This is a genomic window from Enterococcus rivorum, assembly GCF_001742285.1.
Lineage (GTDB): Bacteria > Bacillota > Bacilli > Lactobacillales > Enterococcaceae > Enterococcus_L > Enterococcus_L rivorum.
On the sequence record NZ_MIEK01000013.1, the window covers coordinates 16,162 to 38,876 of the forward strand.

Sequence of the window (22,715 nt, forward strand, 5' to 3'; positions counted from 1 at the left end):
AAGAAATGACAGAAAAAGAAACAAAATCAAATAAAAAATCAGAAAAACAAGAAGCCACATTAACAGATGAAATCACGGCTGTCCTTGAAGAAATAAAAGAAGAACCGATTAAAGAAAAGAAAAAAGGTGAAATTGTCACGATTCTTGACGAAAATCAGATTACTATAGGGGACAAAAAATACCGAATTGTTAAAGACCATCGTGAAGCGTTCGATGCAGAACGATTAGGGGAACGCTATAGTGATGTTCTTTCTCGTTATGACTATATTGTAGGCGATTGTGGTTATGATCAGCTTAGATTAAGAGGCTTTTTCAGTGAAAGTAATCGCAAAGCGGCACCGGAGCAACGGATTGATACCTTAGAAGATTACCTTTATGAATTTTGTAATTTTGGTTGTGCTTATTTTGTAATTGAACGTCTAGGCAGCAAAAAAGAAAAAACACAAAATAGAAAAAAACGTCCTAGAAAAGGGAATGGACAACAACAAGCTCATATAGAAGAAAAACAAGTTACTGTTCCTAAAGGAGCCAAAAATAAGGCGAAACCAGTAATTAAAAATCGCCAAGAAACTAAGAAACAACCGGTTGGCAAAAAACAAGAAAATAAAGAAACGAATGGTCGATCTTTTACGATTCGAAAACGTGAGGAGTAAGAGCCAGTGAGCAGAGAGTATCAAGGATATTTGATTGATTTAGATGGAACGATATATTTAGGAGAAGAGATCATTCCAGCAGGGAAAAGATTTATCGAACAGCTACAACAAAGAAAGCTACCTTTCTTATTTGTTACAAACAATACTACAAAAACACCAGAAGCTGTTGCCAATCGTTTAGCAAAAGAGTTCGACATTCATGTTTCAAAAGAAACGATTTATACAGCGAGTCTAGCAACGATTGATTACATGAAAGAATCTGGTAAAGGGAAAAAAGTCTATGTGATTGGAGAATCAGGATTAGTAGATTTAATTTTGTCTGCTGGTTTTATCTGGGATGAAGAGACACCGGATTATGTCGTTGTTGGCTTAGATACTCATATTACCTATGAAAAAATCTCCAAAGCAGTTCTTGCAATCCAAAAAGGTGGAACATTTATTGGGACCAATCCTGATAAAAATATTCCTACAGAAGCAGGTCTCTTACCAGGTGCAGGGTCTCTCATTTCTTTGGTAGAAACGGCCACGCAAGTAAAACCAATATTTATCGGCAAGCCTAATGCAATTATTATGGATGAAGCGATTAAAATAATGAACTTAGCTAAAAAAGATGTGCTAATGGTTGGAGATAATTATGAGACAGATATTCAATCAGGAGTTCAAAACGGAATTGATAGTTTGTTAGTACTATCTGGCTTTACACCTAAGACTGCCGTAGCGGATTTACCAGTTCAACCAACTTACGTTTTAGATTCTTTAGATGAGTGGGTATTTGAATGAGAAAGAAAATAGACTGGCGTTGGCTTGAGCGAGGCGGTATTTTTTGCTTGATTTTAACCATTCTGACATTAAGTATCACGATAACCATTAATTTTAGACTATTGTATGTTTTTGATATCGACAGCTTAAATATTTTGAACGGTATGGATATGAGCAAAACTGTCTTATTGAAAAATTTTGACCAATTGATGAACTATCTTAACAATCCTTTTGTGCATACGTTGAAATTATCTGATTTTCCTGTGTCGGAAAGTGGAGCCTTTCATTTTTATGAAGTAAAAAGATTGTTTTTACTCTGCTATGGTGTTTTAATTGTAACCATTGTACCTAGTATTTTGTTTATTCGTCAATTAAGTAAAAGAGATAGAATTTGGCGATTAATTAGACCTTTTCAATGGGGGATGGCAATTCCAGCGCTATTTGCTGGAGTAATGGTTCTTTGGTTTGACCAATTTTTTATTGCCTTTCATGGTGTTTTTTTCAATAACGATGATTGGCTTTTTGATCCTTTGACAGATCCAATTATCAATGTTTTGCCAGAAGAATTTTTCATGCATTCTTTTATTTTATTTTTTATCGTCCTAGAATTGTTGTTTTTTATTGGGATTATTATTGGAAAACGTTCGCTAAAAAAAATATAAGTCGTCGAAAAATTCGCTTTAGAAAAGATAGTTTATCGCTTAGAACTAAAAAAATAAGAGCATAAAAACGCACAAAATCAGCATTTTAATAATGTATTTTGTGCGTTTCTTTAGATATCATTCTTTAAAATTTTTTTCGCTCTAGTTCCTATCTTTATGTAGTAAAGAGAGCAGAGTAGTAAAAATAACGGAGGAGCTACCCGAAGTACTACGAAGAATGTTTTGACAAGAACTTGACCAATAATTTGTAGCCCAGATTGTTCCCAAGCAGGTGATGCCAAATACCACGAAGGAATATCGCTAAAATTTAGTTTAAGAATAAATAAATTGATAATAAATAAGACACTATAAAAGGTAGCTTGTTGATACAAACGCTTATATCGCTCGTTACTTGATTTAATATCTGAAAATATATTTAAGTTTTGGTTGTTTTTTGGTAAAAAGAAATGAAAGCCACTGTTTTGACTCCCACTTATATGAGACCAGCCGCTATCTTCAAACAAAGTCAAGTAATCAACGTAACTAGTTTTGTTTCTAAATGTTTGATAGTCAATTTTATAATTGGAGCTTGTCGGTGTGGATTTTTCAAATGTATAAATATTCCAGCTATTGTACTTAGCTAAACGCCAACCTTTTTCTGACATTTCTTTTAAATAATTCTCTTCTTTCTCCATATCAACAAATACTCTAAACTTTTTCATTTTATCTAGCCTCCTATAATAATTCATCAGCAATCACGACTAATTGTTTTAATCTTTTAACTTCCAGCGCTAAAACTTTTTTTCCTGCATCTGTTAATACATAGACTCGACGACGTTTATCATTGCTAGGTACTTCTCTAATCAGTTTCTGTTTTAATAAGTTTTCAGTTGCACCATACATAGTTCCAGCAGCAATACGAACTCTTCCGTTGCTTAATTCCTCTACTTTTTGCATAATGGCATACCCATGTAATGGTTCTAGTAATGAGATCATAATATAGAAGGTTGTTTCAGTTAAAGGTAATAGCTTATTTATATTCATTGTCTCCTCCTATTTTTCTTGTATTTATATAAACAGTTATACTGTATAGTTTGATTATATATAGTAAGACTGTATATGTCAATTAATAGTTGTAAGAGAAAAGTAACGATTATATTTCCGGAATCTTTCTTTTATAGTGTTAAATGATTGATTTAATAACATTTTTTTACTATATTAAGCTAAATATTTTCATAAATTATTTAACAATGCTAATCTTAACATATAGACAGAATCTGAATGATTAATAGTTTCAGAATTTTTTTCTGTTATGTAAAAAAAGAAAGAAGGAAAAGAGTATGTTTGATTGGATTAAGCTGTATTTCATCGCTGCAATAACATTTGTAGCTTTAGACTTTATTTGGTTGTTATTCATTGCTAGAAAATTGTATCAAGAGCAGTTAGGTGGCTTATTAGGAGAAACCAGAATAGCACCAGCAGTTATTTTTTATTTACTTTATTTAGCAGGGATTTTATTTTTTGTTGTAAACCCAGCAATTGAAAAAGAGAGTCTATCTTATGCCATAATGGCAGGTGGTTTTTTAGGCTTGCTGTGCTATGGAACTTACGATTTGACCAATTTATCAACAATTAAAGATTGGCCAATTCTTGTAACTAGTTTGGACTTAGTTTGGGGAACTTTTGTAACAGCTTCAACTTCTGGAATTACGTACTTTATAGCACAATGGATAAATGGGAGATAAGAAATGATGGAAACTGTCGATACTTCGCAAATGCTTGATGCTAAGGAATTATTGTTTGCAATTCAAGAGGGTGCTAAACGATTAATTAATGAAAAGCAACAATTAAATCAAATGAATGTTTTCCCTGTACCTGATGGGGATACTGGTAGCAATTTGGCCTCTCTAATGCAAACTATTCTAGAGGAAACAGAAGCCGATTTTTCTTCTGTAAAAAGTATTTTTGAAAAAGTAGCTGATGCCTCGCTGGTGGGGGCTAGAGGAAATTCAGGAATTATTTTTGCTCAGTATTTAAATGGTATTTATAATCATTTGCTTACATTTGAAGAACCAAATAGTGTACAGCATTTTATTAAAAGTGCGAAAGCGGCTACTAAAGAAGCATATCAAGCAATTGAAAATCCGGTTGAAGGTACTATGATTACGGTCATTCGAATCTGGTCAGAAGCGTTGAGTTTAACCTCTGAAAACGAAAACGATAATACGTTGGAAAATATTTTGACCAATGCGTTAAATAAAGCAAAACGAGCAGTTGAAAATACGACACGTCAATTAAAAATCCTGCAGCAGAATAAGGTGGTAGATGCCGGTGCAAAAGGTTTCTATTTATTTATCGAAGGATTTACTCAGGCTTTTATAAGTAACGAAAAAACAACCTATGTAAGCCTTTCAGAAAAAATGGAGTTAGTTATTCCCACCGAGATTCATCAAAATTCTGAAAAGCCAGTTTTTCGTTATTGTACAGAAGTTCTCTTAGATGAGGTCTCCTTGTCTAAGGCGGAAATTCAACAAGGATTAGTAAAATTAGGTGATTCAATTATCGTTGCAGTGAATAGAGGGAAGGCTAGAATTCATATCCATTCCAATCAACCAGAAGATGTACTAAGTTATTTAAGAAAAATTGGCACCCCTTTACAACAAAAAGCAGACGATATGCTTTTACAGTATGAGGTGAATCAAAAACAGAAACATCCAATTGCACTTGTAACAGATTCTATCGCCGATTTACCAGAAGAATATCTTTTATCTAATCAAATCCATGTCATTCCGATGACACTTCTGATTGATTCCACTAGCTATATAGACAAAATAACTTTAAAAAGCAATCAGTTTTTTGAATTAATCAAGAGTAGTCAGGATAAGCCAACTTCTTCTCAACCAAGTATAAAAACTGTTGAAAATTTATTTTCATTTCTAGAAACACGCTACAAAGAAATTCTAGTTATTACAGTTGCAGATCGGCTAAGTGGGACGTATCGATCTATAAAAGAAATTGCTAAAAAGCGCGATGGAAAACAAGTAAGGGTTGAAGTGATTGATTCTAAACAAAATTCAGCTGCAGAAGGATTACTAGTCATGAAGGCAAATGAATGGATAGAAGCGGGTCTTGATTTTGATGCGCTCGTTGACAAAGTTAAAGCACTAAGAAAAAAAATTAGTATCTTTGTCAGTGTGGATACATTAGAACCTATGATTAATTCAGGGAGAATTCCTCAAACATTAGGGAGAATCGCTGAAAGATTAAGCATAAAACCAATTGTTAGCTTGGATGAGGCAGGGAATGGAAAGTTAAAAGATTTTACTTTTAGTTTATCAGGAAATGAACGGAAAATAATAAAGAAAATAGCCAAAATTCATCAAGAGGAGAGTATTTCTAAATACGTAGTCGTTCATGGAGAAGCAAGGGATCGAGCTGAAAAATTTGCTGAGCTAATCAAACAGTCGATTGGTGTCGATCCAACCTATATCATGGACATATCAGCGGTTATCGCTATGAGTGCTGGTAAAGGTAGTGTAGCGGTTGCCTTGATTTCTGACGAAGGGGAGTAATAGTTATGACAATCACTTTAATTGCAATCGTTCTATTCATTTATTTCACCGCGTTATTTTTATGGGCACAAGCGCTCCAAAATAACTCTATTGTAGACTTGGCGTGGGGAATTGGTTTTGTTTTGGTCGCATTTTTAGGTTATTTGGTTATGCCACAAAAAACAACCGTTGCTTCAATAACAGTTTTATTGGTCACTATTTGGGGATTACGCTTATTCTTCCATCTAGCGAAGCGCAATATTGGGAAACCCGAGGACTATCGCTATGTGCAAATGAGAAAGCGTTGGGGAAACCATTTTCCTAGACTAAAGGCCTATTTAAATGTCTTTGTTTTACAAGGAGCATTATTAATGATTGTTTCTATTCCAATTATCCTTGTCACTACAAGTGAAAATAATAAATTCTATTTCTGGAATTTTTTAGGTATTTTAGTTTGGTTAGTTGGCTTTTTCTTTGAAGTAATGGGTGACTATCAATTAACGCAATTCAAAAGCAATAAAAATAATAAAGGAAAGTTATTAACGGAAGGACTCTGGTCACTTACTAGACATCCCAATTATTTTGGCGAAGCGTTAGGATGGTGGGGAATCTATTTACTAACCTTAAATACCACCCGTAATTTGTGGGGATTTATTGGGCCACTGACGATTACATTACTTTTGCTATTTGTATCGGGGGTTCCTCTACTTGAAAAAAAATACAAAGAACGACCTGATTTTATTGAATATGCTAATAAAACACCCAAATTTGTTCCATTTATTGGGAAAAAGGGACTCTAAAAAATGGAGGGGATAGACATGGATAAAAATAATTCTGTACTTGCAAAGGCAATCGTGACATTAACATTCATTTTCATGGTTGGAATGAATATGGCAGCGGTACTACTTCCGTTGAATGGAGTAACCACCCAAGCTGTCTCAGATAAATATGCCAATTTATTTGCACCTGCTGGTTTAACGTTTTCTGTCTGGTCAGTTATTTATCTATTATTAGCACTTTTTGTTTTTTATCAATGGAAACCAACAGTAAAAAACTCTGTAATGAAGGATGAAAACTTTTCTAAAAAAATTCGGATTCTTTTTATCATCTCTTCATTACTTAATGGTGTTTGGCTTGTGGCATGGCAATATTTCCAATTAGAGTTATCTGTTTTAATTATGCTTTGCTTGCTGATTACATTAATTTTGATTAATAATCAATTGGTAAAGGAAACATTTAATTTGAAAGAATCTGTTTTTCTGCGTTTACCTTTTAGTGTTTACTTTGGTTGGATCACCGTTGCGACAATTGCTAATATAACAGCTTTATTGGTGAGTAAAAATATTTCATTTCTTCAAAGTAATCAAGTTTTTTGGACAATCACGATTCTAATTATTGGACTAGTAATTGCCGGTGCGACAATTGTAAAAAATCGGGATACCGCTTATGGTTTAACTGTTTTTTGGGCTTATTTAGGCATTCTGATTAAGCATTTGTCTTCTACTGGTTGGAATAACAACTATCCTAGTATTATTTTAACAGTCATCGGTTGCCTCATTGTTCTGTTAGCCCTTTGTGTTTACGGGGGAATCAGAAACCGTAAAAACAGGAAAATACACGAAGTGAAATAAGCAATTCATACAAAATAAGAAGAATTTATAAGAATGTTGACAAAACATCATGTAAATTCTTCTTTTTTTATTTTGTTCCATGTTTAGTTAAGTCCATTAATGAAAACTAATAATAACGGAATATAAAATAAGTACCCTAAAATACTGTAGCCTAGACTGGAGGCTGCAAATTCTTCATCAGCTTGGTAGTTACGAGCAAGAATAGGGACAGAGTTTTGAATAGGCATAGCCGATTGGACAATGAAAACGTGAAGCATCATTTCTGGAATTTGAATTATTTGCCCTAAAAGCCAGACAATTAGTGGGGAAATCAAATAACGTCCTAACAAAACACCGACAATATCTTTATTTAATCTTAAATTCCTAATTCCGATTTGATAGACGATAATACCAATCACAAACATGGAGAGAGGGGTTGTTAAATGACCAAGATAGCTAGAAAAAGAGCGTAAAAATAACGGAAGAGGGATTTCTAGTAGCATCCAAATTAGTCCAATCACAAAACCAAGAATTGCAGGAGAAATAATCTTTTTTAGCGCAGTCACTGGATGAAATCTAACTTTAGCACTTTCATAAACTGAGCTGTCTTTTGCAATCATATAAATGCCAATCGTCCAAAAAAAAGTCGTGTTTATAATGTAATAAAGTAGAACATAAGGAACAGAAATTTCACCGAAAATAGCTAAATTGATAGGTAATCCAATAAAAATAGTATTTGAACAAGTGAACATCGTCGAGAAAGTTCCTTTTCTACCTTTTTTTACATGAGTAAACTTGCTGTAAAGAAGACTGAATATAAAAGTAATTCCCATTGATAAGATAGGAATCAACATCCCTTGAAATAAATTTAAAAATTCAGATTTAGAAAATTTTTCAGTCATATTTAAAAACATACTGAAAGGTAAGGCGAGATTGAGTACTAGTTTAGAGAAAACATCCGCTATTTGATTGCTAAACCATTGTTTATAGCTTAGCCAATAGCCGATAAACATTAAAAAGAAAATAACAAAAATATTTAAATAAGCGTCTAGCATAAATACACCCCATTCTGAGAGATATCTGATTATTCTAATAGAAACTATGATTTTAAAAATAGTAGTTTACTAGTAAATGTTTAGATGAGAGCACGTTACCAACGAAAAAACATACCTTCAAGATTGTTAAAATCCGAAGGTATGTTTTAAATGGATTAGTCATCCTAAAAAATTATTTTCTATTTTGTTTTCCAGCATTGCGCCCCTTTTTAGAAACAGGAGTTGATTGCTTGATTTTTGTTTCTGCTTTTGGTGTTACATCTTTACGAGGTGTAACCACTTGTTTTGGTGGGTTTTTCTTAAATTCTTCAGCCACTTGCACTTTGATTCTAGGTCTCAGTAGGATATTCATGATAAGTGTTTGGATGCAAGAGAAAATACCGCCGACTACCCAATACAAAGTAACTCCTGCTGGTGAACTAAGGGACATAAAAACAATCATTAGTGGGGAAACAATCAACATTGATTTCATTGTTTTCTTTTGTTCTTCAGGAATTCCAATCGTTGAAAGATATCCTTGTCCTAGATAGGCTACTCCAGCTAAAATAACCAGAATAATACTTGGAGATCCTAGATTCATCCCTAAAAACGTTGCTTCAGAAATCCCAGGAGTATATTTCGCTGCAAAAAATAGCGCAGAGAAAACTGGCATTTGGATAAGGAGTGGTAAACACCCGATACCGCCCATCATACTCATATTGTTGTCTTTGTACACTTGTTGTAATTCAGCTTGAGCTTGCATTTGTTCCTCTTGAGATGTTGCTGCTTTTAATTTCGCTTGAGCTGCATCTAATTGAGGTTTAATCACTTGCATTTTTTCAGTTTGAATTAAACTTTTTTTCGACTGATGTAAGCCTAAAGGTAAAATGATTAGTCGGACAATAATCGTAATAAAGATGATCGCCCATCCGTAATTCCAATTGAAATTATCAACCAGATACGTAATCGCATTACCTGTTGGTTTGACTAAGAAATTATAAACAAACCCTTCGCCGGTTGGTTGGCCATTTTTTCCAGTTTTGACACAGCCAGATAAAAATAGTAATAACGTAAATAGACCAGAACTTAATAGCCACTTATTTAATTTTCTCATGTAATTCGTCCTTTTTATTAAAAATTTGCACAATGTTAACTATACTTGAAAAAGTCTTACTTTTCAATCATAAATCAAAAGATTCCAGCCTAAGATTCATAGATAACATGCTAATTTGTTACTGAAAATTTCTTATATACTTCCATTAGAGGATATTCTTGAATGTCTACATAAGTTACTCTACCCATTGGACTAGGAGATTCTTTTACTTTTTGAATAAACAGGGTCATGGCTTCGTCCGTTCCAATTGCTTCAATAGAAACGGAACCATCATCTTCGTTGCGAACGGTTCCCTTAATTTCAAGCTCATCTGCAACCATCTTTGTCATATAACGAAAACCAACACCTTGGACTCTTCCTTGAACATTCATGCGTACTTTTCTCATGTTAACACCTCTTTATATTCATTGTTAAAGTAATGATAGCGATTTTTTCAGGATATGGCAAATATTCTTTTAAATTAGTTGAAATGGTATGAAAAATGATATAATACAAAACGAGGTGTAATTATGAAAGAAATTTTATCAAGTAAGAATCCATTAATTAAAGAAATAAAAAAACTTCACAAAAAAAAGGCGCGAGACGAAAAAAAACAATACGTAATAGAAGGTTTCCACTTAATTGAAGAAGCGAAGAATTCAGGGGCAATTATCGAATGGATACTATTTAATCAACGGGGACAAGCAGAATGGGCAAACTGGTTAGAAACGTGCGACCCAGAAAAATTAATTTTTGTTAGTGATGAAGTATTAAATAGCCTGTCAGATTTGCCAACGCCCCAAGGTATTTTAGCTGTTATTAACAAGAATGAAGCAGACCATTTAGCGGAATTCCGTGGAGGATGGTTGCTTTTGGATAATGTTCAAGATCCTGGGAATGTAGGCACTATGATTCGAACAGCGGATGCTGCTGGCTTAGCCGGTGTGATAATTGGAGAAGGATCCGCCGACATTTATAGTACTAAAGTGCTTAGAGCTATGCAGGGTAGTAATTATCATCTTCCTGTTATTCATGGAAATCTAGCAGACATTCTTCAACAGTTTATTCAAAATCAGATTCCTATTTATGGGACAGAGCTAAATGAGCAGGCTGTTGATTATTTAAAAGTGAACAAAGCTGAGAATTATGGACTCATTATGGGAAATGAAGGACAGGGTGTGTCAGCGACTCTTTTGGCACAAACGACTCAAAATATTTATATCCCAATTAGAGGGCAAGCGGAGTCTCTAAATGTCGCTGTCGCAGCAGGGATTTTGATGTATCATTTATCTTAAAAAGAAATCATTCACCGTTGTTTTAACAGCTATTCTCAGAATGTAATGAAATTTTATTGAATTTATTTAAGTTATGTTGTATACTATCAAAGGTGCTGCTCTTTAGAACAGTATCAAATCCACATCCTTGTTTGATTTATAAGGCGGTGCTACTATTAGTAGTTCCTTGTAGAGTTGAAAACGGGAGAGGGAACAAATAAAAACCAATTGGAGGAAACAAAAAATGGCAGTAATTTCTATGAAACAATTACTAGAAGCCGGCGTACACTTTGGACACCAAACACGTCGCTGGAACCCAAAAATGAAGAAATATATCTTCACAGAAAGAAACGGAATCTATATCATTGATTTGCAAAAAACAGTGAAATTAGTAGATTCAGCTTATGAATACATGAAAAATGTTGCTGAAGATGGCGGCGTTGCTTTATTCGTAGGAACTAAAAAACAAGCACAAGAAGCGATCAAAGACGAAGCGATTCGTTCAGGTCAATACTATGTAAACCACCGTTGGTTAGGTGGAACTTTAACAAACTGGGATACAATCCAAAAACGTATTAAACGTTTGAAAGATATTAATAAAATGGAAGAAGATGGAACATTTGATGTTCTTCCCAAAAAAGAAGTTGTTGGTTTAAACAAACAACGTGAACGTCTTGAAAAATTCTTAGGTGGTATCGCTGATATGCCTAGAATTCCAGATGTAATGTACATTGTTGATCCTCGTAAAGAGCGTATTGCTGTTCAAGAAGCTCAAAAATTGAACATCCCAATCGTTGCGATGGTTGATACAAACTGCGATCCAGACGAAATTGATGTAGTAATCCCTTCAAATGATGATGCGATTCGTGCTGTGAAATTAATCACTGCTAAAATGGCTGATGCGTTTATCGAAGGTAATCAAGGTGAAGACCAAGCTGTAGAAGAAATTTTTGTTGAAGCAGCTCCAGAAGCGGCAACTTCTATTGAAGAAATCGTTGATGTAGTTGAAGGCGACAACGCAGCTGAATAAGTCAATTAAAGTTAGACAGAGTATTATCTAACGAGTGATTAAAACATTAGAGCTGTCTTGAAGGCTAGGCGAAAAAAAGCCTGTTATACCTTTGAGATAGCTTTTTTAAAAACAAATACGTGAATACAAATTAGGAGGACCTATAAAAATGGCAGATATTTCAGCTAAATTGGTTAAAAAATTACGCGACATGACTGGTGTCGGCATGATGGATGCAAAAAGAGCATTAGTAGAAGTTGAGGGAGATATTGATAAAGCAGTAGATCACCTTCGTGAAAAAGGAATGGCAAAAGCTGCGAAGAAAAACGATCGTGTTGCAGCTGAAGGTTTAGCAAATGTTGCTTCAAACGGCAATTTTGCAGCTATCGTTGAAATTAACTCAGAAACAGATTTTGTTTCTAAAAACGAAATGTTCCAAGAATTAGTGAAAAAAATTGCAACTGAAATTGCAACAAATAAACCTAAAACAATGGAAGAAGCTTTAGCATTAAAAACTGACAAGGGAACTCTTGAAAGTGAATTAATTGAAGCGACAACTGTTATTGGAGAAAAAATCAATTTCCGTCGTTTTGAATTAGTTAAAAAAGACGATAATGCAGCGTTTGGTGCTTATTTACACATGGGCGGTCGTATTGCTGTACTAACTGTCTTAGAAGGTACAACAGATGAAGAAGTTGCGAAAGATGTAGCAATGCATGTTGCAGCAATCAATCCTCGTTATGTTAATGATGCGCAAATTCCTCAAGAAGAATTAGCACATGAAGAATCAGTACTTAAAGAACAAGCATTGAATGAAGGAAAACCAGCAAATATCGTTGATAAAATGGTTGCTGGTCGTATGAACAAGTTTAAAGCTGAAATTTCTTTAGTAGATCAACCATTTGTTAAAGATCCAGATATGACTGTTCAAAAATATGTTGCTTCTAAAGGTGCGACAGTTAAATCATTCATCCGTTTTGAAGTGGGCGAAGGAATTGAAAAACGTGAAGACAACTTTGTTGATGAAGTAATGAGTCAAGTTAAAAAATAGTCTTTAAATAGTTGGTATGAAAAATGAAAGGATTTCTATTTTTGATAGAGTAGCTTACTTTTACACTATTAGAAAGAGAAATTTGGAGAGGAAAATCTTTAAAAAGATTGAACCTTCAAGAATTTCTATTTCTTACCTAATGGGAACGCAATAAAATGCGCTCCCTTTTTTTAGGCAATATGCATAAATTACTGGCAGAATTACTTTCTTATGATAAAATGATTTTAGAGAATTGATGGAGGGAACTAAAAAAATGGTAAAACCTAAATATCAACGTGTTGTATTAAAGCTAAGTGGAGAAGCTTTAGCTGGAGATGAAGGATTTGGAATTAAACCTCCTGTGATCAAAGAGATTGTTGAAGAAATTAAAGAAGTTCATGAACTAGGAATTGAAATGGCTATTGTTGTCGGTGGTGGAAACATCTGGCGCGGACAAATTGGTGCGCAAATGGGAATGGAACGCGCTCAAGCAGACTACATGGGGATGCTGGCAACAGTAATGAACGCTTTAGCTTTACAAGACACTCTGGAAAATTTAGGTGTACCAACTAGAGTGCAAACCTCTATTGATATGCGCCAAATTGCAGAACCATATATCCGTCGTCGTGCAGAACGTCACTTAGAAAAAGGGCGTATCGTTATTTTTGCAGCTGGTACTGGAAATCCTTATTTTTCAACAGATACTACTGCAGCATTACGTGCGGCTGAAGTAGATGCCGATGTTATTTTAATGGCAAAAAATAATGTAGATGGTGTTTATTCTGCAGATCCTAAATTGGATTCAAGTGCAGTCAAATTCGAAGAACTAACACATATGGATGTTATCTCTAAAGGGTTACAAGTAATGGACTCAACAGCAAGTTCATTAAGCATGGATAACGATATTCCGTTAGTTGTATTTAACTTAAACGAAAAAGGCAACATCCGCCGAGCTTGTCTTGGTGAGAATATTGGAACAACTGTTAGGGGGAAATAGAAAATGAGTGGAACAGTATTAGCAACTGCAAAAGAAAAAATGCAAAAAGCAGAACAAAGTTTACAACGTGAATTTGGTCAAATTCGTGCAGGACGTGCAAATGCAAGCCTGTTGGATAGAATCCAAGTAGAATACTACGGTGCAATGACACCAGTCAATCAATTGACTTCAATTAATATTCCAGAAGCAAGAGTTTTAATGGTTACACCTTTTGATAAAAGTTCAATTGGAGATATTGAAAAAGCAATTCAAGCTAGTGATATCGGAATTAGTCCAGCCAATGACGGGAACGTTATTCGTCTAGTTATACCACAATTGACAGAAGAGCGTCGTAAAGAATTAGCTAAAGATGTTAAAAAATTAGCTGAAACTGCGAAAGTTGCAGTTCGTAATGTTCGTCGCGATGCAATGGATGACTTAAAAAAACAAGAAAAGAATAACGAAATCACTGAGGATGAGTTGAGAAATCTTGAAAAAGAAGTCCAAAAACTGACTGATGATAGTGTAAAAAATGTTGATCAAATTACTGCTGAAAAAGAAAAAGAGTTATTAGAAGTTTAAAACGATTAAAAAATATATAAAATCGTGTGGATCCTAATTTATTAGGATACGCACTTTTTTTACCTTGAATTAAATCAAGATAAAATTTCGATAATTGATATATTTAAAACTATATTTATAGCAATAGTTGATTTTTTACTGTCTATTCAAAGGAAATAGTCCTAAATATGCAAAAAAGAGCTTGTGAAACATAGTCCGTTATGGAATAATTGTACTACATATATCATATTAAAAGGGGATGAGAAAGTGAATTTTGTTAGACGAGCTTTGTGTAGTGTGACTAGAAAAAAAGGGAAGTCTCTAATTCTCTTTGCGGTGATTTTTGTTTTAGGGAATGTTATCGCTGGAGCAATTGCAATCCAACAATCAACAGAGAATGTTGAGAAAAGTGTTAAAAAGCAATTAGGCGGTATGGCGACAGTTGAAATTGACTATGAAAAATTTCAAGATGAGTTGATGAAAGAAGAAAATCAAAAAGAGTTAAAACCTTTGGAATTGAAGACAATAAAAAAAATTGGTGATTCACCTTATGTAAAATACTATGATTATAATGCAAGTGGGTGGATTTCAAGTAAGAAATTGAAGAGCGCTTCATTTGGTGATGATAGTTCAATGGGATTTCCAGAGGGAAGTTTTTCATTAAAAGGCTCGAATTATGCTAAAGTTTTAGATGTTGAAGAAAACAAGATTAAAATTACTGAAGGACGAACCTTCAAGCAAGAAGAAATTGATAAAGGGACAAATGGGGCGATTATTTCGTCTAAAGTAGCGGACGAGAATGGTCTTGCTGTTGGTGATCAGATGGTATTGGATAATGTAGCCTATGAATCTTATAATGAAAATGGTGGTGTAGGTGAACTATACAAAATAGATACGCCGGTTGAGATCATTGGAATTTTTGAACCAACTTCGGTAAAAATGAAAGAAGAAAGCAAAGATAACAATAATGGTGAACAAGATAAAATGAATCAGCAAATGCTGTCGACGGAGCAACTTAATACGATCTATTTAACCAATAAACTAATCATAGATATGAACAAAGAACTTTTTGAAAAAAATAAGAAAGCTTATCCTGATGAAGTTACTGAAGAACAAGAGGATTACTTTGTCCCTGTTTATGTCTTAAAAAGTCCAGATGATGTAGACGCCTTCAAGCAAGATGTAAAACCGCTTTTACCTAAATATTATGCCGTTAAAGCTTCTGCGGATCAGTATGAACAAATTGGCGGAAGTATGAAAAAAATGTCTCAAATCTCTGGTTATGTTGTCATGATTGCCGTGATTGCTACGTTATTAATTATTTCTTTAGTCGTGCTATTGTTTATGCGGGATCGGAAACATGAGTTAGGGATTTACCTTTCACTTGGTGATAAACGCAGTCATGTAATGGGACAAATTGTCATTGAAATGTTTTTAATCAGTGGAATCGCTTTGATTCTTTCTTTAATTACAGGAAACTTTTTAGGTAAAGTAGTCTCAGACTCCCTATTAAATAGTGACATGTTAGCTACTGCGAAATCAGCAAATCAAGACATGTATTTTGTAATGAGTGGGTTAGGCGTTTCAGAACTTACTAACGCGGATGTAATGAGTGCTTATGAAGTGAAATTCTCGCTTGGCTATATTGTGACCTATCTCTCAGTGGGCTTAATTACTGTGTTGGTTTCAGCTGTGTTACCGCTAGTATACATTTTACGCTTGAATCCAAAGAAAATTATGATGTAGGAGGGGAAAAAGATGGCGATTTTAGAAACGAAAAATTTAAGTTATTTTTATCAAGATGGCGATCAACGTCGTTTTATTTTAAAAGACACGAATGTTTCCTTTGAGCAAGGGAAGTTCTACACCATTTTAGGACAGTCTGGTTCAGGAAAAACGACATTCCTTTCTTTAATTAGTGCATTAGACACGCCTAAAGAAGGTCAAGTATTATTAAATGGAAAAGATATTAAAACAATTGGCTATGAAAAGTATCGTCGTGACGACATTAGTATTATTTTTCAGAGTTATAACCTAGTACCTTATTTGACAGCTTTAGAAAATGTATTAGTAGCTATGTCAATTACGGATAATGAATTACCTCCGAACCAAAAAGAAGTGGCCTATAACCTGCTAGATTATATTGGCATCAATACTAGTAAAGCAGATCGCTTAGTAAACCAACTTTCAGGTGGAGAACAACAAAGGGTTGCTATCGCTCGTGCTTTAGCAACGAATGTAGACATTATTCTGGCAGATGAACCAACAGGAAATTTAGACGAAGGAATGGAGCAAGAGATTGTAGACATTTTTCAAAAATTAGCTAAAGTTCATAATAAATGTGTAATTGTTGTTACTCATTCAAATGAAATTGCGAACCAATCTGATGAAACCTATTACCTTAAAAAAGGTGTGTTAAAAAAATATGAGTGATTTTTTATCCAATTTTAGTGGCGATAACTATAGCAAAACGCGTCAAGAAAAACTATATGACAAAAAGAAAAAGAAAAAAGGCAAGCCAGTGGCTAAAAGTTCAACTGAACCTAAAGAACCCTTAATTACGCAGGAGCAACCAGTTGCGAAAACGCCTATTGTTGTCAAGAAAAAGAAAGCGAAAAGACAGGCAGGAGATGTTCCTTACGGTCCTGTTAATGTGATTCCAGATGAAGTATTTGAAAAAAGAGTACAAAAGCGAAAAGCGATGGCTAACGAAGAGGATTATTTAAGTCCTTCCACTGATGGAAATCATAACCTGTTTGATGAAGAAAATCTGATTGGCGATGAGAAACAGCAGGAAGATCAATACGAAGATCAATATCAAGATCAATATCAAGATTTTTACTCAACAGAAGACTTTGAACCAGTAGAAGAGCCAGTAACTGAAACACCTGATTTAGTAGAGCTAGACTCCTCTTCCGAAAGTACCCGCGATGAGGAATTTATAGAGACTGACCCAACCTATCAAAAGAAAAAAAGAAGAAAATATATCATTATTGGGATTTTATCAGCCATTGTAGTAGGTGTACTTTTCTTTACGTACTATCAAATGACTCATGTTTCAGTTCCTAATTTTAAGGGCAAAGAATTAGCGGATGCTCGTAGTTGGACCACAGAAAATGATGTGAAATTGAAAGTTGAACAAAAATATGATTTCAAAACAGAGACTAATGTCATTCTTAAACAAAGTATAACAAAAGGAAAAATAAAAAAAGGAACTGAATTGGTTGTTGAAGCTAGTTTAGGTCCAGATCCAAAAGAAGTCATCCCTTTACCAGATTTTAAAAAAATGAAATTGAAAGATGCTAAGAAATGGATTTCAGAAAACAAAGCCGATAATTTAGCAATCATTGAAGAATACAGTGAAACAATAGCAGCTAGTGATTTTATCAAATTTGAAATGACAACGAAAGATGTCAAAGCTGAAAACTACAAGCGAAAAGACAAAGGGAAAGTCTATTTTTCTAAAGGGAAAGAAGTCTATGAAAAAGATATCACTGTACCTGATTTTGCAGGGAAAGCTAAAGAAGAAGCAGTTGAATGGACAAAGAAAAATGAGATTCAATTGAAAACAGAAGAAGAAGATTCTAACACGGTTGAAATAGGTAAAATTATTTCGCAAAGTGTTGCCAAAGATCAAAAAATGGCTAAAAAAGAGACGATTACTATTAAAGTTTCTAAAGGAAAAGCGTTGTCTATTCCTGATTTTTCTCAGTACACTCTTCAAGAGGCGGAAGCTAAAGCAGAAGGCTTACAAGTTCAAGTGAAACAAACATTTAATGATACAGTTCCCTATGGTCGCTTTATTGGGCAAAGTATAGAAGCTGGAACCAAGTATAGTGAAAAAGGTGAGAAACCATCTCTACTAGTCACTTATTCTGCTGGAAAACCCTTTTTGAAAGATTTAAAAGATACCACTCTTGAAGGCGATTTACAAAAAATATTCTATGAGGACTACCAATCTAAAGGAGCAAACATTACCTATCAAGTTTATTATGTTGATTCTTCTGTTACTAAAGGAACAGTTGTACAGATGAGTAAGTACAATGAATTTGTTCCGATTGATTATGTTGTTCAAATTGGAATAAGCAGAGGAAATATCCAACCTACTGAACCTGATAAGCAGCCAAGTGAACCTGAATAAATAACTAGAACATCTGTCAGCTCAGCCTGAAGGTGTTCTTTTTTATTTTTTAAAATATGAATAGATGAAATTGTTTCATTTTCAGCTTTTTTTCATAAAATTCTTAATAATCGTGAAAAATTTTCTGTTTGAATAGGTTTTTGCTAAACTTATTGCTATAATAGTAACGATAGATTTTTTGGATTGGAGGGAAAAAGATGTTTCGATTTTTTCCGCAAAAAAATAAATATGTGCAAGAAGAAAGTGAATTTACTTTTGACCATACAGGATCAATACCACAACATGTAGCAATCATTATGGACGGAAATGGTCGTTGGGCTCAAAATAGACGTTTACCAAGAGTTGCAGGCCATAAAGAAGGTATGAACACTGTAAAAAAAATCACGAAACATGCGAGTAAACTGGGGGTTAAAGTACTAACCCTTTATGCCTTTTCTACTGAAAATTGGAAGCGACCAACAGAAGAAGTAAGTTTCTTAATGCAGTTACCTGTTGATTTTTTTGATACATTTGTACCAGAATTGATTAAGGAAAATGTAAAAGTAAACGTAATGGGCTACACGGATTTTTTACCTGAACATACACAGGATGCGGTTAAACGTGCAATTGAGCAAACGAAAGATAGTACTGGCATGGTATTGAATTTTGCTTTAAACTATGGCAGTCGAGGTGAGATTGTTACTGCGGTACAACAAATTGCTGAAAAAGTAAAACGCAATGAAATCGACCCTAATATGATTGATGATAGCTGTATTTCAGATCATTTAATGACTGGTTTTCTTTCAGAGCAGTTACGTGACCCAGAGTTGTTAATTCGTACAAGCGGGGAAGAACGGATCAGTAATTTCTTACTGTGGCAAATCGCTTATAGTGAATTATTTTTTACAGATGCATTATGGCCAGATTTTACTGGTGAGTTATTAGAAATTGCAATTGCATCGTACCAAAATAGAAATCGTCGTTTTGGTGGATTACAAGAGCCGAAAGAAATTGAGGAGGAAGTTTAGTGAGACAAAGAGTTATTACGGCAGCCCTTGCTTTAGTCGTTTTTATTCCGATTATTTGGTATGGTGGGTTTGTTATTGAAATTGCTGCAGCGGTGCTTGCGGTAGTTGGTGTATATGAGTTGTTTAAAATGAAAGGCCTAGCAATGTTAAGTTTTGAGGGAGTCTTATCTGCGATTGGAGCAGTGTTCCTAGTACTGCCTATGAATCGTTGGTTTTTCTTTTTACCTGAGCAAGCCGATAACTTTATTCTGTTTTATTTAGTTGTAATGATTTTATTGGGAACATCGGTTATTTCAAAAAACACGTATACGATTGATGAAGCAGGGTTTCCGGTTATCGTTAGTTTATACGTTGGGGTAGGATTTCAAAACTTTGTGAGTGCTAGAGGTTCAGGTTTGTCTATTTTAGTTTATGCTTTGTTTGTTGTTTGGGCGACTGACATTGGTGCTTACTTTATTGGTAAAAAGTATGGAAAAAGAAAATTGATGCCTGATGTATCGCCAAATAAAACAATTGAAGGTTCTATTGGTGGAATCGTTTCAGCAGTAATCGTTGCCCTACTTTACTTGACCTTAATTCCTCATAAACAACCGTTTGCATACAGTGTTCCTATCTTATTAGCGATGACAGTCATTTTTTCAATTGTTGGTCAGTTTGGAGACTTAGTAGAATCTTCTATCAAGCGTCATTACGGGGTGAAGGATTCTGGAAATATTTTACCCGGTCATGGAGGTATTTTAGATCGATTCGACAGCTTACTTTTTGTTTTTCCAATCATGCACCTATTCGGTTTATTCTAAAAGTTGAATGAGCATAGGCCGTGTCTGAAAATTAGAGTAAACTTTGCAATTTTCTTATTCTACAAGAAGGGAAGGTGAAAAACTCTGAAGATTCAGAGTTTTTCTTTATTATCATGAAAAAAATTGCCTTATTAGGAGCAACAGGTTCAATTGGAACCAATACTATTGATGTTGTACAAGCTTATCCAGAACGTTTTAAAATCATTTCATTAACATTTCACCGGAATGAACAAAAAGGACGAGAAGTTATTAAAAAACTCCATCCTCAATTTGTGGGTGTCGGCTCGTTAGCTTTAAAGAACCAATTAGAAAAAGAATTTCCAGAAATACGCTTTGGTTTTGGTGAAGAAGGTCTTGTGGAAGCAGCAACCTTAGCAGATGTTGATATTGTTTTAACAGCCGTTACAGGAAGTGTTGGTTTAATGCCTACTATGGCTGCGATAAGAAGGAAGAAGGACATTGCTTTAGCCAATAAAGAAACCCTTGTGATGGCTGGACAATGGGTAATGGCTGCTGCAAAAGAACACCAAGTGAAGATTTTACCAGTTGATAGTGAACATTCAGCGATTTTTCAATGCTTAGAGGGACAACCAGTGGGAAATGTAAAAGAATTAGTTATCACTGCCTCTGGTGGAAGTTTCCGAGACCTGACTCGTGAAGAACTGAAAACAGTTACGTTAGAACAAGCGTTGAAGCATCCAAATTGGTCAATGGGTAAAAAAATTACGATTGATTCCTCAACAATGATGAATAAAGGTCTTGAGGTTATTGAGGCACATTGGTTATTTGACGTTGAATATGATAAAATAAAAGTTGTTTTACACAAAGACAGTGTTGTTCATTCTATGATCGTTTTGCAAGACGGAGCCTACCTAGCGCAATTAGGTGCAAGTGATATGAGAGAGCCAATTCAGTATGCTCTTACTTATCCAGAACGATTAGCAATCAAGAATGAAAAGGAGTTTGATTTGACTCAGATCGGCCAACTTCATTTTGATAAAATGGATTTTCAACGTTTTCCAATGTTGGCATTAGCCTTTTCTGTTGGGAAAAAAGGCGGAGCCTATCCCACTGTTTATAATGCTGCAAATGAAATTGCTGCAAATGCTTTTATTGAAGGGAAAATTCCATACCTAGCAATCGAAGCTTTGGTGGAAAAAGCTGTAAATGAGTACGAAGAAACAACAGAAGTTACTTTTGAAGAAGTTATTAAGGTTGATAAAGAAACACGAAAAAATGTAGAAAGTTGGATAAAGAAAGAAGGAAATATATGAAAACAGTTATTACATTTATTATTGTCTTCGGAATCCTTGTCATTGTACATGAATTTGGCCATTTCTTCTTTGCTAAAAGAGCAGGGATTTTGGTCAGAGAGTTTGCAATTGGGATGGGGCCAAAGATTTTTTCTCACCAAGGAAAAGACGGAACAACTTATACCATTCGTATTTTACCTATAGGTGGTTATGTAAGAATGGCAGGTGCAGGAGAAGACGAGGTTGAACTAAGTCCAGGTATGACACTTTCTGTTGAATTGGATGAGCAAAATGAAATTACTAAAATAAATACAAGTAAGAAAGTCCAACTAACCAATAGTGTTCCTTTAGAACTGATCGATTTTGATTTAGAGAAAGAACTCTTTATTAAAGGTTATGTAAATGGAGATGAAACACAAGAAGTTACGTACAAGGTAATTCATGATGCAACGATTATTGAAAATGACGGGACTGAGGTTCGAATTGCACCAATCGATGTCCAGTTTCAATCAGCAAAACTTTGGCAACGAATGCTTACTAATTTTGCTGGCCCAATGAATAATTTCATTTTAGCAGTTATTCTGTTTACTGTATTTGTGTTTATGCAAGGTGGCGTAAGCTACTATGATACGAATGCTATTGGTAAAATTCAACCTGATGGACCAGCAGCTGAGGCAGGATTAAAAGCTGGTGATACTATTGTGTCTATTGATGGAGAGAAAATTCAAACATGGGAAGATTTTACAACGATGGTTCAAAAAAATCCTGAAAAGAAATTGGATCTTGTCGTCGAATCTGCAGGGAAAGAAAAAAATATTCAAGTTACCCCTAAAGCAGAAGAAACGGGTGATACAACAGTTGGTAAAATCGGTGTCTCACCACCAATGAAGACGGGGGTAATCGATAAACTATTCGGCGGTCTGCAAGCGACGATTGCCAATTCAACGCAAATTTTTAAAGCGTTAGGATCGCTGTTTACTGGATTTAGTCTAAACAAGCTTGGTGGTCCGGTTATGATGTTCAAATTGTCATCAGAAGCTTCTCAAGCTGGTTTACCAACCGTTATTGGATTGATGGCGATGTTGTCTGTCAATTTAGGGATTATTAACTTGTTGCCAATTCCTGCATTAGATGGCGGGAAAATTCTATTGAATATTTTCGAAGGTGTAAGAGGAAAACCTCTTAGTCAAGAAAAAGAAGGAATCATCACATTAATTGGTGTTGGGTTCATCATGGTGTTGATGATATTAGTAACGTGGAATGATATTCAACGATTTTTCTTTTAGAAAAATAAAAGTTCATTCGTTTTATCATAATTGTTGG

The 22,715-nt window shown here is 34.6% G+C and carries 24 protein-coding genes; 19 read left to right on the forward strand and 5 right to left on the reverse strand.

The window, feature by feature from the left end:
* The first annotated feature begins 5 nt into the window (after nucleotides 1-5).
* The 3 genes from BCR26_RS06235 to BCR26_RS06245 are packed head-to-tail and all read left to right on the forward strand — an operon-like array spanning nucleotide 6 to nucleotide 2,074.
* Nucleotides 6-653, forward strand: coding sequence for a YutD family protein (locus tag BCR26_RS06235; protein WP_069698119.1), 648 nt, complete (start codon nucleotides 6-8; stop codon nucleotides 651-653).
* A 6-nt stretch (nucleotides 654-659) separates the two neighbouring features.
* The gene (locus BCR26_RS06240; RefSeq protein ID WP_069698120.1) at nucleotides 660-1,433 is read left to right on the forward strand and encodes a TIGR01457 family HAD-type hydrolase; all 774 of its coding nucleotides are present in this window, start codon (nucleotides 660-662) and stop codon (nucleotides 1,431-1,433) included.
* Nucleotides 1,430-2,074: a TIGR01906 family membrane protein gene (locus BCR26_RS06245; RefSeq protein ID WP_069698121.1), complete on the forward strand. Its 645-nt coding sequence runs from the start codon at nucleotides 1,430-1,432 to the stop codon at nucleotides 2,072-2,074. Before BCR26_RS06240 ends, BCR26_RS06245 begins: the two co-directional genes overlap by 4 nt.
* A 110-nt stretch (nucleotides 2,075-2,184) precedes the next feature.
* Here the strand turns inward: BCR26_RS06245 and BCR26_RS06250 are convergent, their stop codons facing one another.
* Nucleotides 2,185-2,775, reverse strand: a complete 591-nt coding sequence (locus BCR26_RS06250; RefSeq protein WP_069698122.1) for a DUF2812 domain-containing protein — start codon at nucleotides 2,773-2,775, stop codon at nucleotides 2,185-2,187.
* A 13-nt stretch (nucleotides 2,776-2,788) separates the two neighbouring features.
* Nucleotides 2,789-3,097: a PadR family transcriptional regulator gene (locus BCR26_RS06255; RefSeq protein ID WP_069698123.1), complete on the reverse strand. Its 309-nt coding sequence runs from the start codon at nucleotides 3,095-3,097 to the stop codon at nucleotides 2,789-2,791.
* 296 nt (nucleotides 3,098-3,393) lie between these two features.
* Here BCR26_RS06255 and BCR26_RS06260 point away from each other — a divergent pair, with 296 nt between their 5' ends.
* From BCR26_RS06260 to BCR26_RS06275, 4 genes are read left to right on the forward strand one after another with little or no spacing between them, the layout of a single operon-like run.
* Nucleotides 3,394-3,798 carry a DUF2177 family protein gene (locus BCR26_RS06260; protein WP_069698124.1) on the forward strand — a complete coding sequence of 135 codons (405 nt, stop codon included), beginning with the start codon at nucleotides 3,394-3,396 and terminating at the stop codon, nucleotides 3,796-3,798.
* 3 nt (nucleotides 3,799-3,801) lie between these two features.
* Nucleotides 3,802-5,625, forward strand: coding sequence for a DegV family protein (locus BCR26_RS06265; RefSeq protein WP_069698125.1), 1,824 nt, complete (start codon nucleotides 3,802-3,804; stop codon nucleotides 5,623-5,625).
* 5 nt (nucleotides 5,626-5,630) lie between these two features.
* Nucleotides 5,631-6,404, forward strand: coding sequence for a DUF1295 domain-containing protein (locus BCR26_RS06270; RefSeq protein WP_069698126.1), 774 nt, complete (start codon nucleotides 5,631-5,633; stop codon nucleotides 6,402-6,404).
* A gap of 18 nt (nucleotides 6,405-6,422) precedes the next feature.
* The gene (locus BCR26_RS06275) at nucleotides 6,423-7,235 is read left to right on the forward strand and encodes a lantibiotic ABC transporter permease (protein ID WP_069698127.1); all 813 of its coding nucleotides are present in this window, start codon (nucleotides 6,423-6,425) and stop codon (nucleotides 7,233-7,235) included.
* Nucleotides 7,236-7,318: 83 nt separating this feature from the next.
* Here BCR26_RS06275 and BCR26_RS06280 read toward each other — a convergent pair whose 3' ends face one another.
* The 3 genes from BCR26_RS06280 to BCR26_RS06290 all read right to left on the reverse strand — a co-directional run bounded on the left by BCR26_RS06280 (nucleotide 7,319) and on the right by BCR26_RS06290 (nucleotide 9,748).
* On the reverse strand, nucleotides 7,319-8,269 hold the full coding sequence (locus BCR26_RS06280) for an AEC family transporter (RefSeq protein ID WP_069698128.1): 951 nt from the start codon (nucleotides 8,267-8,269) through the stop codon (nucleotides 7,319-7,321).
* A 172-nt stretch (nucleotides 8,270-8,441) separates the two neighbouring features.
* A complete protein-coding gene (gene yidC, locus BCR26_RS06285; protein WP_069698129.1) occupies nucleotides 8,442-9,362 on the reverse strand; it encodes a membrane protein insertase YidC in 921 nt (306 codons plus the stop codon).
* A 110-nt stretch (nucleotides 9,363-9,472) separates the two neighbouring features.
* Nucleotides 9,473-9,748, reverse strand: coding sequence for an acylphosphatase (locus BCR26_RS06290; RefSeq protein WP_069698130.1), 276 nt, complete (start codon nucleotides 9,746-9,748; stop codon nucleotides 9,473-9,475).
* Nucleotides 9,749-9,871: 123 nt separating this feature from the next.
* On the opposite strand from BCR26_RS06290, the gene BCR26_RS06295 reads away from it, so the two are divergent.
* The 12 genes from BCR26_RS06295 to rseP all read left to right on the forward strand — a co-directional run bounded on the left by BCR26_RS06295 (nucleotide 9,872) and on the right by rseP (nucleotide 22,678).
* The gene (locus tag BCR26_RS06295) at nucleotides 9,872-10,636 is read left to right on the forward strand and encodes a TrmH family RNA methyltransferase (protein WP_069698131.1); all 765 of its coding nucleotides are present in this window, start codon (nucleotides 9,872-9,874) and stop codon (nucleotides 10,634-10,636) included.
* A 223-nt stretch (nucleotides 10,637-10,859) separates the two neighbouring features.
* A complete protein-coding gene (rpsB, locus tag BCR26_RS06300; RefSeq protein WP_069698132.1) occupies nucleotides 10,860-11,645 on the forward strand; it encodes a 30S ribosomal protein S2 in 786 nt (261 codons plus the stop codon).
* Nucleotides 11,646-11,793: 148 nt separating this feature from the next.
* Complete coding sequence (tsf, locus tag BCR26_RS06305; protein WP_069698133.1) at nucleotides 11,794-12,675, forward strand: translation elongation factor Ts; 882 nt, start codon at nucleotides 11,794-11,796, stop codon at nucleotides 12,673-12,675.
* A gap of 253 nt (nucleotides 12,676-12,928) precedes the next feature.
* Entirely contained in the window at nucleotides 12,929-13,651 is a 723-nt protein-coding gene (pyrH, locus tag BCR26_RS06310) for a UMP kinase (protein WP_069698134.1), read from the forward strand.
* Between the two features lie 3 nt (nucleotides 13,652-13,654).
* Nucleotides 13,655-14,212, forward strand: coding sequence for a ribosome recycling factor (gene frr, locus BCR26_RS06315; protein ID WP_069698135.1), 558 nt, complete (start codon nucleotides 13,655-13,657; stop codon nucleotides 14,210-14,212).
* Between the two features lie 246 nt (nucleotides 14,213-14,458).
* On the forward strand, nucleotides 14,459-15,937 hold the full coding sequence (locus BCR26_RS06320) for an ABC transporter permease (protein WP_069698136.1): 1,479 nt from the start codon (nucleotides 14,459-14,461) through the stop codon (nucleotides 15,935-15,937).
* A 12-nt stretch (nucleotides 15,938-15,949) separates the two neighbouring features.
* Nucleotides 15,950-16,624 carry an ABC transporter ATP-binding protein gene (locus BCR26_RS06325; RefSeq protein WP_069698137.1) on the forward strand — a complete coding sequence of 225 codons (675 nt, stop codon included), beginning with the start codon at nucleotides 15,950-15,952 and terminating at the stop codon, nucleotides 16,622-16,624.
* Nucleotides 16,617-18,332 carry a Stk1 family PASTA domain-containing Ser/Thr kinase gene (locus BCR26_RS06330; RefSeq protein WP_069698138.1) on the forward strand — a complete coding sequence of 572 codons (1,716 nt, stop codon included), beginning with the start codon at nucleotides 16,617-16,619 and terminating at the stop codon, nucleotides 18,330-18,332. Before BCR26_RS06325 ends, BCR26_RS06330 begins: the two co-directional genes overlap by 8 nt.
* Nucleotides 18,333-18,529: 197 nt before the next feature.
* The gene (locus BCR26_RS06335; RefSeq protein WP_069698139.1) at nucleotides 18,530-19,339 is read left to right on the forward strand and encodes an undecaprenyl pyrophosphate synthase; all 810 of its coding nucleotides are present in this window, start codon (nucleotides 18,530-18,532) and stop codon (nucleotides 19,337-19,339) included.
* Nucleotides 19,339-20,139: a phosphatidate cytidylyltransferase gene (locus BCR26_RS06340; protein ID WP_069698140.1), complete on the forward strand. Its 801-nt coding sequence runs from the start codon at nucleotides 19,339-19,341 to the stop codon at nucleotides 20,137-20,139. Before BCR26_RS06335 ends, BCR26_RS06340 begins: the two co-directional genes overlap by 1 nt.
* A 74-nt stretch (nucleotides 20,140-20,213) precedes the next feature.
* Complete coding sequence (locus tag BCR26_RS06345; RefSeq protein WP_338070478.1) at nucleotides 20,214-21,413, forward strand: 1-deoxy-D-xylulose-5-phosphate reductoisomerase; 1,200 nt, start codon at nucleotides 20,214-20,216, stop codon at nucleotides 21,411-21,413.
* Entirely contained in the window at nucleotides 21,410-22,678 is a 1,269-nt protein-coding gene (gene rseP / locus BCR26_RS06350) for an RIP metalloprotease RseP (protein WP_069698141.1), read from the forward strand. The genes BCR26_RS06345 and rseP overlap by 4 nt, the downstream gene beginning before the upstream one ends.
* Nucleotides 22,679-22,715: the final 37 nt, after the last annotated feature.

What these genes read in the sequence shown, in the direction of transcription:
- BCR26_RS06235 (WP_069698119.1), top strand. Translation starts at nt 6, where the DNA reads ATGACAGAAAAAGAAACAAAATCAAATAAAAAATCAGAAAAACAAGAA.
- BCR26_RS06295 (WP_069698131.1), top strand. Translation starts at nt 9,872, where the DNA reads ATGAAAGAAATTTTATCAAGTAAGAATCCATTAATTAAAGAAATAAAA.
- frr (WP_069698135.1), top strand. Translation starts at nt 13,655, where the DNA reads ATGAGTGGAACAGTATTAGCAACTGCAAAAGAAAAAATGCAAAAAGCA.
- yidC (WP_069698129.1), bottom strand. Translation starts at nt 9,362, where the DNA reads ATGAGAAAATTAAATAAGTGGCTATTAAGTTCTGGTCTATTTACGTTA.
- BCR26_RS06255 (WP_069698123.1), bottom strand. Translation starts at nt 3,097, where the DNA reads ATGAATATAAATAAGCTATTACCTTTAACTGAAACAACCTTCTATATT.
- BCR26_RS06250 (WP_069698122.1), bottom strand. Translation starts at nt 2,775, where the DNA reads ATGAAAAAGTTTAGAGTATTTGTTGATATGGAGAAAGAAGAGAATTAT.
- BCR26_RS06330 (WP_069698138.1), top strand. Translation starts at nt 16,617, where the DNA reads ATGAGTGATTTTTTATCCAATTTTAGTGGCGATAACTATAGCAAAACG.
- BCR26_RS06335 (WP_069698139.1), top strand. Translation starts at nt 18,530, where the DNA reads ATGTTTCGATTTTTTCCGCAAAAAAATAAATATGTGCAAGAAGAAAGT.
- tsf (WP_069698133.1), top strand. Translation starts at nt 11,794, where the DNA reads ATGGCAGATATTTCAGCTAAATTGGTTAAAAAATTACGCGACATGACT.
- BCR26_RS06325 (WP_069698137.1), top strand. Translation starts at nt 15,950, where the DNA reads ATGGCGATTTTAGAAACGAAAAATTTAAGTTATTTTTATCAAGATGGC.
- rpsB (WP_069698132.1), top strand. Translation starts at nt 10,860, where the DNA reads ATGGCAGTAATTTCTATGAAACAATTACTAGAAGCCGGCGTACACTTT.
- BCR26_RS06270 (WP_069698126.1), top strand. Translation starts at nt 5,631, where the DNA reads ATGACAATCACTTTAATTGCAATCGTTCTATTCATTTATTTCACCGCG.
- pyrH (WP_069698134.1), top strand. Translation starts at nt 12,929, where the DNA reads ATGGTAAAACCTAAATATCAACGTGTTGTATTAAAGCTAAGTGGAGAA.
- BCR26_RS06290 (WP_069698130.1), bottom strand. Translation starts at nt 9,748, where the DNA reads ATGAGAAAAGTACGCATGAATGTTCAAGGAAGAGTCCAAGGTGTTGGT.
- BCR26_RS06275 (WP_069698127.1), top strand. Translation starts at nt 6,423, where the DNA reads ATGGATAAAAATAATTCTGTACTTGCAAAGGCAATCGTGACATTAACA.
- BCR26_RS06265 (WP_069698125.1), top strand. Translation starts at nt 3,802, where the DNA reads ATGATGGAAACTGTCGATACTTCGCAAATGCTTGATGCTAAGGAATTA.
- rseP (WP_069698141.1), top strand. Translation starts at nt 21,410, where the DNA reads ATGAAAACAGTTATTACATTTATTATTGTCTTCGGAATCCTTGTCATT.
- BCR26_RS06260 (WP_069698124.1), top strand. Translation starts at nt 3,394, where the DNA reads ATGTTTGATTGGATTAAGCTGTATTTCATCGCTGCAATAACATTTGTA.
- BCR26_RS06245 (WP_069698121.1), top strand. Translation starts at nt 1,430, where the DNA reads ATGAGAAAGAAAATAGACTGGCGTTGGCTTGAGCGAGGCGGTATTTTT.
- BCR26_RS06280 (WP_069698128.1), bottom strand. Translation starts at nt 8,269, where the DNA reads ATGCTAGACGCTTATTTAAATATTTTTGTTATTTTCTTTTTAATGTTT.